The organism is Microcoleus sp. T3_D1 (genome assembly GCF_036700405.1).
Lineage (GTDB): Bacteria > Cyanobacteriota > Cyanobacteriia > Cyanobacteriales > Microcoleaceae > Microcoleus.
On the sequence record NZ_JAUBOV010000010.1, the window covers coordinates 91,482 to 103,864 of the forward strand.

11 protein-coding genes are annotated in these 12,383 nt (G+C 45.6%); 3 read left to right on the forward strand and 8 right to left on the reverse strand.

The genetic code is table 11. The features are described 5' to 3' along the window. Positions 1–104: 104 nt before the first annotated feature. The 4 genes from QT992_RS07500 to QT992_RS07515 form a co-directional block, all read right to left on the reverse strand. Positions 105–2,378, reverse strand: a complete 2,274-nt coding sequence (locus QT992_RS07500) for a tetratricopeptide repeat protein (RefSeq protein WP_333342079.1) — start codon at positions 2,376–2,378, stop codon at positions 105–107. Positions 2,379–2,951: 573 nt separating this feature from the next. Continuing rightward, a complete protein-coding gene (gene psb34 / locus QT992_RS07505) occupies positions 2,952–3,119 on the reverse strand; it encodes a photosystem II assembly protein Psb34 (RefSeq protein WP_106333461.1) in 168 nt (55 codons plus the stop codon). Positions 3,120–3,188: 69 nt separating this feature from the next. Continuing rightward, positions 3,189–3,995 carry a thiazole synthase gene (locus QT992_RS07510; protein WP_333154621.1) on the reverse strand — a complete coding sequence of 269 codons (807 nt, stop codon included), beginning with the start codon at positions 3,993–3,995 and terminating at the stop codon, positions 3,189–3,191. A 199-nt stretch (positions 3,996–4,194) separates the two neighbouring features. Then, positions 4,195–4,713, reverse strand: coding sequence for a CdiA C-terminal domain-containing protein (locus QT992_RS07515; protein ID WP_333320692.1), 519 nt, complete (start codon positions 4,711–4,713; stop codon positions 4,195–4,197). Between the two features lie 45 nt (positions 4,714–4,758). Between QT992_RS07515 and QT992_RS07520 the strand changes: the two genes are divergently transcribed. Continuing rightward, positions 4,759–5,370, forward strand: a complete 612-nt coding sequence (locus tag QT992_RS07520; RefSeq protein ID WP_333342077.1) for a Crp/Fnr family transcriptional regulator — start codon at positions 4,759–4,761, stop codon at positions 5,368–5,370. 109 nt (positions 5,371–5,479) lie between these two features. After that, positions 5,480–6,973: an IS5 family transposase gene (locus tag QT992_RS07525; protein ID WP_333342075.1), complete on the forward strand. Its 1,494-nt coding sequence runs from the start codon at positions 5,480–5,482 to the stop codon at positions 6,971–6,973. 429 nt (positions 6,974–7,402) lie between these two features. Here QT992_RS07525 and QT992_RS07530 read toward each other — a convergent pair whose 3' ends face one another. The 4 genes from QT992_RS07530 to QT992_RS07545 all read right to left on the reverse strand — a co-directional run bounded on the left by QT992_RS07530 (position 7,403) and on the right by QT992_RS07545 (position 11,412). Further along, the gene (locus QT992_RS07530) at positions 7,403–7,738 is read right to left on the reverse strand and encodes a cupin domain-containing protein (protein WP_333172170.1); all 336 of its coding nucleotides are present in this window, start codon (positions 7,736–7,738) and stop codon (positions 7,403–7,405) included. A 92-nt stretch (positions 7,739–7,830) separates the two neighbouring features. Beyond that, on the reverse strand, positions 7,831–8,610 hold the full coding sequence (locus tag QT992_RS07535; protein WP_333320689.1) for a methyltransferase domain-containing protein: 780 nt from the start codon (positions 8,608–8,610) through the stop codon (positions 7,831–7,833). Between the two features lie 269 nt (positions 8,611–8,879). Further along, a complete protein-coding gene (locus QT992_RS07540) occupies positions 8,880–10,457 on the reverse strand; it encodes a sodium:proton antiporter (protein ID WP_333341397.1) in 1,578 nt (525 codons plus the stop codon). 19 nt (positions 10,458–10,476) lie between these two features. Further along, positions 10,477–11,412, reverse strand: coding sequence for a DUF389 domain-containing protein (locus QT992_RS07545; RefSeq protein WP_333341399.1), 936 nt, complete (start codon positions 11,410–11,412; stop codon positions 10,477–10,479). Between the two features lie 490 nt (positions 11,413–11,902). Between QT992_RS07545 and QT992_RS07550 the strand changes: the two genes are divergently transcribed. Then, positions 11,903–12,319: an MAPEG family protein gene (locus QT992_RS07550; protein ID WP_333202841.1), complete on the forward strand. Its 417-nt coding sequence runs from the start codon at positions 11,903–11,905 to the stop codon at positions 12,317–12,319. The last annotated feature ends 64 nt before the right edge of the window (positions 12,320–12,383 follow it).

The window sequence follows — 12,383 nt, forward strand, 5'->3', positions numbered from 1 at the left end:
ACCACAAGTTTGCTTGAAGAATTAGGCAAGAAGATTCAGCCATAATAATAGAAAACTGGATACAAATCTCGAAAAAATTGAGCTTTTAATAGTTATAGCCATATTTATAACCTACGCAAGATTTCGGGCAATAAATCTCCGGGAACTTTGGATAAGGCTAAATTTTGGCCGGGCAGCCCACATTCACTATAGAAAGCTCTAATCGTTTTGACAATATAGCTCAATGCTGTTTGCCGGGAATCAGCAGCTTGGGAGTTTGCCGGGGCTTGCAGGTTGAGTTTATCCCCATATATTAACCCTTTGTCATTGAGATATTGTCCCCATTCGGCGCACACTTGCAACTGGTGCTGCAGTGCTGCTTCTAGATGGCTTGTCTGTGCGACTTTGTTAGCGGCGAAATCTGGGTCTGTGGCTAGTTGATAGTGGGCTAGTCCGAGATTGTTGCGGGCGGCCAAGGCGTCAAAAGTGAGTTTGGTTCGATCGATCTCTCCGGCGATATCCAGGGCGGCTTCGTAGGCGGTAATCGCCTGCTGCAATGATTCCGTCCGCGCCTGTTTCTGCTGGAAGTGGTTCGCCAAATGCCAATAAGCGGTACCGAGATTGTTGTAGGTGGCGGCGGCTGCTGCAGGTACTAATTCTCGGGTGCGGTATTTCAATGCTTCGCGGTAGGCGGAAATCGCCCTGACTAGCAGGGGTTCTGAGGGTTGGTGCTGGGCGAGGTTCCAGCAGGCGGTACCAAGGTTGTTTTGCACTCCGGCATAGTTGAGGGGTTCTCGTTCGGGACTGTAACAGGAGAGGGCTTGGGTGTAAGCTGCGATCGCGCTTTTGAGATATACGATCGGCTCACCATCTTGGGCTAAATTCCAGTATGCTGTCGCCAAATTATTCTGAGCAGCAGCGTACTGCTGAGGCTCCACGGCGGGGTCTAGATCCAGCAGCGCTTGTTGGTAAGCTGCAACTGCGTGCTGCAAGTTCTCTGTCTTGTCTCGATAGCGGGCTAAATCGGCCGAGGCGATTCCCAAATTTTTGTTTAATCTAACGCGGGTTTGGGGTACGGTTTCGGCATCTGTTCGGTTCAAACCTTCAAGGTAGAGGGCGATGCTGCGTTCAAGGCTGCATACTGGATCTGAGGCGTTGAGGGCATTGGTGCGATCGCGCGACAGCATCCAGTAGAGAGTGCCGAGATCGTTGAGCAAATCGGAAATTGGCGGTAGGCTGTGGGACTCCTGGGCGTACTGAGTTAAATTTTCTGTCAATTGGGCAATCAGCCGCGCGCATTCCTCAGTTAGTGGTTGATTTTGCTGCGAGTTGCTGTCAACGTCGAGATACGCAATCACTTGTTCGATCGCGCGAATGGCGATTGTCAGGTTTTGCTCTGAAACGTCTCCGCCCAGAATGCGATCGCGGTAGTAATTTCCCAAACCGTGATAAGCCAAAGCCAATGCTTCGGAACAACACTGATGTTCTTGCAGCAGTTCGATGTATTGCAGGGTTTGCAGCGGTAGAAAATTCTCCTCTGATGCGGCATTATTTTCGGCTTCCAAATCCTCAGAAGCCGCTGCTAGCACCAAATCTGCCAGTTGCAGGGATTTAGAATCTGGCGCTGGGGACGGGGGATGGGAAATTGGGGATTGTTCGTCATCTGCCAATGGGAGGGATTTAGAATCTGGCCCTGGGGACGGGGGATAGGAAATTGGGAATTGTTCATCGGGAATTGGGGATTGTCCAGACAAAGAAGATATTAAAAGTTTGTTACCAAAGTCTCCGCTGTCCCGCAAGTTTCGCAAGTCTCCTGAGTTCCCGAAGTCCTCAAAGTGCCCCAAGTCTCCCTTAGCTGGAGTTGGTTCGCCTTCAAACTCAAATACTCCGGTTCGCCAGTGCCAAAATTCCGGGGCCGATTGTTCGATCGAACTCAGCCAGGGCCGCGACACCCACAGCAACAGAGCAGACTCGCACAATTGCAGGTTTGCTTCAATGTCCCTCAAATAGCTCAGGAACGACCACTGCACGGCTGCTGACTGCCTGGTCAGGTGTTCTGCCCCGATAATTTGAAATCCCGGCAAACGGCTGTAGCTGCCTCTGTTTTGCGGCGGTGGGTGTTGGGTGAGCCACGCGGCGATCGAACCCCAAGGATTTGGCTCGCTCAAGTCGAGTTCCAAACTGACAAATCGGGGGTAGTCGATCGGGGAGCGAGGATCGGAGCCTGCGCTCTCTGCGACTAATTCTGTGTGTAAGCGGGCTGCCAGACAGTCCCGCAAGCACAAGTCGTCGCAGGCGGCGATAAAAATTTGACGGCGTAAATTGAGGTCGATCGCCTGTTTCAAGCGTTGGTAGATCAGCTTGTTCGAGCTAGAAACTTTTTGGGAAGGAATAGACATCAGGATCAGCCGATTTTAGATTTTAGATTTTAGGTTTTAGGTTTTAGATTTTGGATTGTAGATTTTAGATTGTAGAGTTGAGAGTTGAAATCTCGATCGCTCATAACTCACAACTTGCGCCCCGAAGGCAGTCAATCGATTTTAGATTTTAGATTTTAGATTTTAGATTGAAGCCTTGACCCCACGGATAAATTCGGAGGCTCCTTTATCGGATACAGGTTTTTTATTTCTGGACGGATGAATCACGTGGCTTGTATCCTGGATGCTTGATTGTCAATCGCACCGGTGATGACTAAAGGATTGTAGATTTTCAATTGGCAATTTTATGTGGGTGGCGAACCAGTGTGATTAAGTGCAACCCAAGTCCCTGAACCCTACAGCCGAGAGGAAAACACCAAATTTATGCTGGTCTTATTTAGCTTTCGGGCTCGCTCGGCACGCTTCAGGATTGTCGCAACTCCCTGCTTTGTATTGAAACACAAAAACCATGTTTCCTTGGGAAAGGAAAACATGGTTTCTCGAAGGATTATTTAAAATTGCGATTTGAAGCAGCTTTGAGTCTCAGGCCAGTTTTCAGACGGAGGCAGCCACGTACACCAAACCGGCGACTAACATGGCTGCTGCAATACCCATGATGATGTAGTTGCGTTGCTGATTTTTGTTGGGAGGTACGGCTTCATACACCTTCGGCTCTTTAGCAAAGTTGTTCAGGCGTCCATCGTCATCTTTGATGTAAGGCATCAGTCACAATCCTTAATATTTTTGATGTTTACAACTCTACCAAAAAAGCGCCCAGGAAAATTCAGGAATTTATTTGGATGTGACAGTGCCTGTTTGCGGAGAAGAGGCGATCGCGTAATCTTTGATCGGCATTCTGCCTGCTAAGTACGCCATCCGCCCCGCTTCTGCGGCCATTCCCATTGCTTTTGCCATTGCCGGGGAATTTTGGGCATTGGCGATCGCGGAATTAATCAACAGTGCATCGGCTCCCATTTCCATTGCTCTGGCTGCTTCGCTGGGGGTTCCGATCCCCGCATCGACAACCACAGGAACCTTCACGGTGTCAATAATTATTTGAATGTTGGCCGCATTGTTGATCCCTTGCCCTGAACCGATGGGCGAACCTAAAGGCATGACTGTCGCACAACCGACTTCTTCGAGGCGTTTGGCTAGCAAGGGATCGGCATTGATGTAGGGCAAAACGGCAAAACCTTCTTTAACTAATTGTTCTGCAGCTTCCAAAGTGCCGATCGGATCTGGCAGCAAATATTTAGCATCGGGAATCACTTCTAATTTGACAAAATTATTGTCTTCTTGCCCTAAAAGTTTCGCCATTTCCCGCCCTAAACGAGCTACTCTAATTGCCTCATCCGCAGTTTGACAACCAGCAGTATTTGGCAGCATCCAGATTTTAGTCCAATCGAGAGCCTCTGCCAATCCTTCATGGCCGGGAGCATTTGTTTGCACTCGTCGCACAGCTACAGTCACAATTTCGCACCTGCTAGCGTTGACGCTTTGCTGCATTTCTGCGATGCTGCGATATTTTCCCGTCCCCGTCATCAAGCGAGAATGAAAAGTTTTGCCTGCGATAACCAGAGGTTTATCTAAAGATGGCATTGCGGTATCTACTGGATAGCCAAAAATACTATACTCAAGTGCCTCTTCCCACTGTGTTCGGCCACCCATCATCTCTTCAAGCTGCCAACCTTCTTTTATGGTTAGATCATCGCGGGTAACAGCATATAAAATTTGGCCTACAGTAATTAGTTTAGCATCTCGCGGCATATTATTTTTCAACCCGCACTCTACGATTTCTTTAAATTCGCTGAAATGGTCTTCCATTTTGCCAGTCTTCCCTTGTAATGATTTGAATTTGTTTGCTGTTGGCAACAAAAGTTATTTGTTGAATCTGGTTTTGGGTATCCCAAAACAGACCTTGTTTGATGCCAGCGTTGATTTTCCAGACCTCGTAATTTTCTCGGTTGATGTGAAAAATAACTACTGATGCACCTTGATTTTTTGCCCTGCTGATTCCTTCTTGAACTCGATACCTGATGTTCCTCGTAGATTCTGTTAACTCCTTAAATTCGCAAATCTGACCGTCTATCTCAGCGTCTGGCGTTCTCACACCCTCTGCTGCTTGCTCGCTCAACAGCGTAACTCTCTTTCCCATTTTAGCCAAAACTTCAGCGACAAAACTTTCTGAATTATTAAGATTGTGTTGTTGGTGAATTAGCACAAATCCGCCAGCTATCTCATCAAAATAATATCGCCGATATTCTGGTTCTGCATTTTCGTAGATGGCTCTGCTTGTTTCGATATATTCTGAATTCACCGTTACTATACTCTCAATGGACTCGGATCGGGTAGAGTTAAAGGTATGAAATCAACTGTTGAGCAACTGGCTAAAATTGGAATATTTACCAGCTTAAACCAAACTGAATTAGAGGGATTGCAAGAACATACAGCAATTCGGAGTTACCGACAGGGAGAAGTTGTGATGTATGAGGGCGATCGCATCCCCGAAAAATTATACACTCTTTTGAGCGGTTCTCTGCGGGTTGCAAAAACAGCGGCGGCAGGCAAAGAAACAATTCTCCGCACTTTATTTCAGGGAGATATTTTTGCCGCACCTGCTTTGCTAGGCAACGGCATTGCCCCCGCAACGGTGACTGCAGAAACTGATGTGGAAGTTCTTACCACAGAACGGGAAGTTTTGCTAGCAGCAATTCGGGAAAATCCTGAGATTGCTTTGCGAATATTGGCGGTGTTTAATCAGCGGTTGCAGCAACTGCACGAGACAGTGCACGGTTTGGTGTCGGAAAGGGCGATCGTGCGGCTGGCCCGATTTATTCATTACTTTGCCGTCGCGCAAGGTACGAAGCTTGCGGATAATAGTGTATGTTTAGAAAAACGTTTTCCCTACTATCAAATTGCTCGCAGTATTGGCATTACCTACGAAGAATGCGTGCGGTTATTTAGGGCTTGCTGAATAAGTGGTTCAAGTAAACACTGTATGGATTTTCGGACGAAGAAAGGTAGTAATGGTGCAAGAAAAACAGGTATAATGACTCAAAACCCGTGCATCACCATTTGCGTTCGTGTACCGAAAAGCTGAGCTTGCCCCAAGCCCCCCATCCGACTTTGAACTCCCCTTTGGAGGAAGGTTGTCTGCTGACAACCGTTGGGTAAAAATGGCCGAACTAATCCCTTGGTCGGAATTTGAATCAGATTATGCTGAAAATTTCCCCACCGAAATGGGCGCACCCGCCAAGTCATTTAGGATGGCATTGGGGGCATTAATTATCAAAGAAAAACTGGGAATTAGCGATCGCGAAACAGTAGAACAAATTCGCGAAAACCCATACCTGCAATACTTTATCGGTCAAGCAACCTATAGTAATGAACTCCCATTTGACCCATCACTATTAGTTCACTTTCGGCAACGAATTAGTGTGAATCTAATCAATAAAGTGAACGAACGAATGGTCAATAAAATACGGGAAACCACCCCAAACCCGCCTGAAAAAAAAAAGGATTCGGAAGCAAAAAATGAGTCACCCAATCAAGGAAAATTAATCATAGATGCGACCTGTGCCCCAGCAGATATTAGCTATCCAACCGACTTAGGACTATTAAATCGAGTCCGAGTTCATACCGAAAAAATCATCGACATTCTCTATAAGTCTCTCAAAGTAAAAATCAAGAAAAAACCCAGAACCTACCGAAAAATAGCAAGAAAAGATTACTTAGCAGTAGCCAAACAACGACGACCTAAAGGAAACAAAAAAATCCAAGCAATTAAAAAACAACTGCAATATGTCAAAAGAAACCTCGCTCATATTGAACAACTAATCGAGTCAGGTGCCACCCTACAAAGTCTGAGCCAAAAGCAGTATAAAACTTTGCTAGTCCTCACAGAAGTCTATCGCCAACAACTCTGGTTATTTGAAAATAACAAACAGAGTATATCGGACAGAATAGTAAGTTTAAGCCAACCGCACATTCGTCCCATTGTCAGAGGAAAAGCAGGGAAACCCGTAGAGTTTGGAGCCAAACTGTCAGCGAGTTGCAGTGAAGGATATGTATTTTTAGACAGGATAAGTTGGGATAATTTTAACGAATCAGGAGACTTAAAAGCACAAGTAGAAGCATTTAAACATTACACAGGATACTACCCAGAATCAGTCCATGCAGATCGCATTTATCGGACGAGAGAAAATCGAGCCTGGTGTAAAGAAAGAGGAATTAGAATTAGTGGTCCCCCTTTAGGAAGACCCCCAGCAAATGTCAGCAAAGAAACAAAGAAACAAGCTTTAGAAGATGAGAGAATTCGGAACTCTATTGAGGGCAAATTTGGACAAGGAAAACGAAGATTCAGCTTGAATCGGGTGATGGCAAAACTTGATAATACTTCACAGACAGCCATTGCTATTACTTTTTTAGTAATCAACCTTTCTACCTGGTTAAGACGGGTTTTTTGTGTGTTTTTATGTCAAAAACCGAAAATCACACCTGCTTACGGGTCAACCATTATCAAAAGCTATAACTGGGTAAGTTATAGAAAACCAAAAATTATGTTTCGTCGAGCTTGAATCACCCATTAAGTGAGATGCCTACGGCTGGCTACGCCTACGCGATTTTTCTTAACTTATTCAGCAAGCCCTATTTAAGAAACTCAAGCCGTTTGTTTCCTACAGTCGAGGCGGTAAAATTATTATATTAGATTGGGAAAAATTGGAGGATGTCGCCTCTGGAGATGAAATAGAATAAATGTTAAAATCCCAATGCTCGTAGGGGCGGGTTTTACCAACAATTTACGTCTCAAACTAACAATCTCGTAAACCCGCCCCGCCCCAACTGATGATGCTACGGGACATGATTTCACAAACAATATTTGACTGCAACTCACTATCTACATAAACCCGCCCCGATTCACGGGTTGTGGGGGGCGGGTTTATGAGATTATTGATTTTAGGCAAGTATGGTTGGTAAAACCCGCCCCTACAGCAATATTTATGGGATTAATGAGGCTCGGAAAGTGTCAAAATAAACGCCAAATTTTCTTCGGCTTTCAAAGCGTGAAGAGCTTGACCGGGCATGAAGACAAATACCCCCGGTTCCAAAACAATATCCTTGCCTTCCAAAGTCAAAATACCTTTTCCTTCGATGACATTAACTGTGGCATTCCGTGCCGAAGAGTGTTCGGAAATTTCCGTTCCTGCTGCCAGACAAAATAAACTGTACTGACAATTCTTGTCTTTGACTAAAATTTTGTTCAAGACTCCGGCGGCGGGATATTCAATTGCGTCTCGGAGTTGGATTGCTGAAGATTGTAGCGGTAAAAGAGTAGTAGTCATAGTTTTTGACAATTAATTAATTGGGTCACAAGTCTCGAATTTATCAGTGGCTTCACTTTCTTCAATCGAAAATCGAAAATCGATTGACTTTGTTAAGATTGTTTTTTGGCAGAGATAACGATGTAGCCTAGATCCTGTTGGTAATGCTGGAAAACTCGACGCATTGCTAAGATACGATCGCGAATTTGCGATCGACTTAAAATATTCCACAAAATCCGCACAGTACCCACAAACCCTTCATCTTGCAGCATTCGCGACAAATTGAGGAGCCCCATCGCCCCACTTTGACACTTTTCTACTTGCAAACCCGCGTTTTGGTAAACAGCAATCCAGCCCGACTCAGACAAAGGCGTTGAATTAGCCCGCGTCACTTCTGATAAAGCTTTGTGAATTTCTGATTCTCGGTTTCTAGCTAAAAGTTCGTGAGAGAGAAACTTGCCGCCTGGTTTTAAACGATCGCAAATTCCCGATACAATTTTAGCTTTCCCCGACGGCGACTGCATTGTCAGGATAGCTTCAGCCAACACCCAATCAAACTGTTGGGAAATCCGATCCAACTGAAAAATATCTCCTTCCACAATTTCCACTCGATCGCTCAAACCGGCTGCTGCAACATTAGCACGAGCGCGGGCTACACTGTCGGGATTTTTCTCAACTCCCACTACTTTTACGCCAAAACGTTCAACAAGGGCGATCGAACTATATCCAAAACTAGCAGCCAACTCCAAAACAGTCTCCCCAGGCTGAAAATCCGCCCATTCAAATAACTGTTCCGTAGCAAGTTTCCCCCCCGGCCTCAGCATTTTCTTGCCAGCCGCCGCGAGCACTTCATGTCCCGGTGCAGTCTTAAAATTCAGAGCAGTATTGGTCATTGAATTGACCTCCTATTTAACCTTACTCTCAGTTTGCCAAATTTTCCCAAATCTTTCTATGATCTAGCTCATATTCAAATTATCGTAGGCTGAGGCACCCTACAATATCAAGAATTATACCATGTCCGCCGGGAGCATCTCAGTTTTGCATTTACGGTGCGAGCGTCCCCGCTCGCGTATTGTACAATACGCGAGCGGGGACGCTCGCACTACAATAAAAAAAATGCTTTTTACAAAACTGAGATGCTCCCATCCCTACAAACACCCTATTAAGAAACAATTGTCTCATGCCGCTCTTTAAAACATTGCTGCAACACAGAAACAGGCAGATCCTTCAATTGACCAGCTCGCACAAATTCAGCATAAGTATCAGCCTCTATTGCCTCCAAATCCCCTTCGAGTTTGTCGATAGTCATCTGCCGCAGTTCAGGAGATCGATCGTACATTTGATTGATTTCTGCTTGCAGCAAGTTTAATTTTTCTTGAAGCTGACTCGCGAGATGATTGGAAAACTCAGGCTCGATTTTACGATCGCCCGATACTTCAGATAGATGCTTGAGAACCCGATTGAGAGCAACACGTTGGGCAATCGCCTCCAGATACTCCTGGCGGAACTCCTGGTTGCTCAACAACCCCAGTTTTTCCAGCAGCGCCCTGGTGGTTAAACCTTGTACTAGCAGCGTAAATAAAACTACCCCAAACACGATCGCAATAATTTTTGGTCGATCGGGCAGAACATTGGGTACGCTCAAAGCTAAAGCAATCGAGACAGAACCCCGTAATCCTCCCCACCAAATTACTGTTTGATCGGGCAATGAAATTTCAGAGTGTCCTAACCAATTGCTCAACCATCCTAAACCAAAAATAGCGATCGCTCGCGTCACAAACATCGCCACTACAGTTATGCCAATCACTCCTAAATTCGTTCCCAAATCAGCAAACCTTATCTGATCGCCAATCAGCAGGAACATGATCGAATTTACAAAAAACGCCAAAAAATTCCAAAATTGTGTTACCGCTAGTCTGGTACTGGGTTGCATACCGATACGAGAGCCGAAATTTCCAAATATCAAGCCCATCACCACCACACCAATCACCCCAGAACCACCCAATTCCTCAACAATTATATAAGTGCCGTAGGCTGAAACTAAGGTTAACGATTGCTCCACCAAAGGTAAATCAAATGGTTGAGTCAGATAAGAAACTCCAAAACCGATTAAACTGCCGACAACCACCCCAATTCCCACAAAAGCTAAGAAACGCGCAATCAGAATTGGGATGCCAACGTCATCAGTCCCTAGAGAGAATCCCACCAAAAAACTAAAGGCAACAATAGCAATGCCATCATTAAATAAACTCTCTCCCTCCACCAGCAAAGCTAGGCGTTTTTCAACTCCCAGTTCCCGGAACAATGCAATTACTGAAACAGGATCTGTAGCAGATATACTAGCTCCTACCAACAGGGCGATCGCTAAAGAAACTCCCGCTAGTTGGTTGAGAGCAAAAGCCACGCCAGCAACAGAAATAACAACACCCAAAACCGCATAAAGAGCGATCGGCACTAAATCCCGCTTGAGTTTAGGCCATTCCAGATTCCAAGCAGCTTCAAACAACAGAGGTGGCAAAAAAATCAACAGAATTAGTTTCGGTGAAAGCGTCACCAATCGCACATCTATAAAAGCCAAACCCAACCCGACAATTACTAACAGCAGCGTGTAGGGAATTTTGCTCAGCCACCCAAAGATTTGCGGCAGCGTCGCCACAGTTAAGGAAACTAATAGCACTAAGAGAAATTGCTTCAGATTCCCCTCGATCGTCACTTGGTTAATTAGAGTTTCTGGGGTCATACAATTAGGGCTAAAATAGCTAAATTTTCGGTTTCGATCGGGACTTATCCGGCGCCCGGCCCCGCACTTCTTCAACTTGACTGACTTGAAAAATTAGGGTAAATGGTTGACCCATTTCTTTTTCGACAAATGCTTCTAAAAGCTGCACCTGTTTGGGTGTCAAAGCTTCGCTGCTGCGAACAATCAGGCGAACTTCCGGCGGTTTCGCCAACCAGTTAGTATCAGTTTTAATCAGTTCCACCCGTTGAAAAGTGATAGTTCGGTTAAGCAAAGCCCGCTTCAGACTGGCTTCTAGTTGCGCTTGCTCGATCAATTCCGCAAAACTCACCCCCAGAGGAATCACAAGTATAGCCGTCAATGCTAGCGCCCACAAAAGGGCTTTACCAGCGCGATGCAGGGGGGTGTAGCCGGCCATTAAAGAGGTTAGCATACAGGAGAGAGTAATCCCCAGCAAATTAGTAAGATACAGCAGGCTTGCTCCCAGGCTGAGCGACCAATTAGCTTGAGATAAGCCTAAACCTATAACACAAATTGGCGGCATCAGAGCCACGGCGATCGCAGTTCCCGCCAGAGTAGCAGAAACTTTGGGCTGAACTTTTGCATAGCCACTGATTCCCCCAGCGGCGATCGCAATTCCTAAGTCTAGTAATGTAGGTTTAGAACGAGCTAGAACTTCGCTCCCAAAGTCGGGAATTTGTACCAAAGCGCCCAACAAACAAGCTAGAAAAATTGCTAGCACCGTCCCGACTGCTAATGCAATTAAACCTTTGCGGAAGAGGAGAACGTTACCTTCTACCGCTCCAAATGCTAACCCTCGGATTGGCAACATCAGAGGCGCGACGATCATAGCACCGATGATGACGGCCGCACTGTTGGCAAGCAGTCCAAAGGTGGCAATTATACAGGAGCCGAGAATTAAGACAAGATAGTCAATATCTAGGGTTGATTCTTCCAACAAGTCAACTCGTATTTGCTTTAAATGCTCTCGAGGAATCCTGCTCCTGGTGAAATATTTAAGACGGTCTCGAATATTGTTGAGCAAAATAATCTCCTTAAGTCGGGGGCTTGTATCCGTCAAACGATTTTAGATTATAGATTTTAGATTTTAGATTTTAGATTTACTCCACTGATTTTAGATTTACTCCACTGATTTTAGATTTACTCCACTGATGAATCTGGTACCTTGAACAAAAGTCTAAAATTTTGGGCTGCTCACGACAAGAGTCGCGGGTTTGTATCCGTCGGCAGGTGCAATCAAAAACAATCAAAATCCCAGCCAGCAAGTTTTCGAGGATGTCCCGGAACTCTAAAGCAATTGCCGCGCCACTAATACCCAGCAGTTGAATCAAATCTCCTGCCTTGAATGCCGGGACGGCGATGAATAACCCGATCGGCAATAATTGATTTATAATCAAGATATATACTCCACCCCATAATACCGAATCATGCTCGCAGAAGCAAACGCGACACTTTGGCCTAGTCTAATTACTGTTTCAGCCTTAATTCTCTACTTCGTTGTTACCATCAACGTCGGCAGAGCTAGATTCAAATACAAAGTTTCTCCCCCGCAGGTGACAGGAAACCCAGACTTTGAGCGAGTGTTGCGAGTTCAGCAAAATACCTTAGAGCAAATGATTCTATTTTTGCCCTCGCTGTGGCTGTTCTCGCAATTTATCAGCCCAATTTGGGGCGCCGGTATCGGCGCAGTTTGGATAGTTGGACGCATTTTGTTTGCTTGGGGTTACTATCAAGCTGCCGAAAAAAGAGCGGCAGGATTTGGCATTAGTACCTTAGCTACTTTAGCTTTGCTTGGTGGTTCCTTAACTGGCATAATTATGTCGCTGCTGAAGGTTGGAGCGTAGCTTCCGATCGACATAATTGTTTTTATACTCGTTTCCAGGCAGAGCCTGGTAACGCAGATCCGGA